This window comes from Amycolatopsis thailandensis (genome assembly GCF_002234405.1).
Taxonomy (GTDB): domain Bacteria; phylum Actinomycetota; class Actinomycetes; order Mycobacteriales; family Pseudonocardiaceae; genus Amycolatopsis; species Amycolatopsis thailandensis.
Genome location: NZ_NMQT01000299.1, coordinates 1 through 792, shown reverse-complemented (window position 1 = coordinate 792; position 792 = coordinate 1). Strand labels below are relative to the sequence as shown.

1 protein-coding gene and 1 pseudogene are annotated in these 792 nt (G+C 71.6%); both read left to right on the top strand.

Annotation, left to right across the window (positions count from 1 at the left end; translation table 11 throughout):
• Window positions 1-421, top strand: a pseudogene (locus CFP71_RS42455) (EmrB/QacA family drug resistance transporter); the annotation flags it as partial.
• A partial coding sequence (locus CFP71_RS42450) for a universal stress protein (RefSeq protein ID WP_093939457.1) occupies window positions 418-792 on the top strand: 375 nt, incomplete at its 3' end. The pseudogene CFP71_RS42455 and the gene CFP71_RS42450, both read left to right, overlap by 4 nt.

The window sequence follows — 792 nt, the reverse complement described above, 5'->3', positions numbered from 1 at the left end:
CATGACGATGCAGAACCTCGTGCTCGCCGTGCAGAACACCGTGCCGCTGCGGGATCTGGGCGCGGCCAGCGCCTCGGTCACGTTCTTCCGGTCGCTCGGCGGCACCATCGGGGTCTCGGTGCTGGGCGCGGTGCTCGCGAACCGGGTCACCGCCGACCTGGCCACCGCGCTGCACGTGCCCTCGGGCCAGGCGTCGACGGGCAGCGTCAGCGCGCTGAACCTCAAGGCGCTGCCGCCGGAGGTCCAGACGATCGTGCACACCGTGTACGGCGACGCGACCGCGCACATCTTCCTGATCTCCGCGGCGGTCGGCGTCGTGGGCGTGATCGCGGCGCTACTGCTCAAGCCGCTCACCCTGCGCACCACCCTCGACGTGGAGCCGAAGACGGAAGCCCCGGCGTCCGACCCGGTCGCGGGATGAGCACGCCGGGGGCTTTCGAGTCCACTGTGGAGCGTTTCGGCCCGCCCCGGCGCCGGTCGGGGCGGGCCATCCTGGCCGGGGTCGACGGCTCCGACACGGCGATGCGCGCGGCCGCTTTCGCCTTCGGCATGGCACGGCGCGAGAGCGGCAGGCTGATCGTCGCCTTCGTCGTCTGCCGCACGGCGTTGACCAACCTCGGACCGGCGGTCGCGGCGACGGTAGAGCACGACACGACACTCCAGCTCTACGCCGAACTCCGCGATCAGATCCGCGAGACGGCCGAGGAACTCGAAGTGCCGGTCAGCTTCCTGAAGACCTTCGGCGATCCGTACACCGCGCTGCGCGACACCGCCGACCGCGGCCAGGTCGAC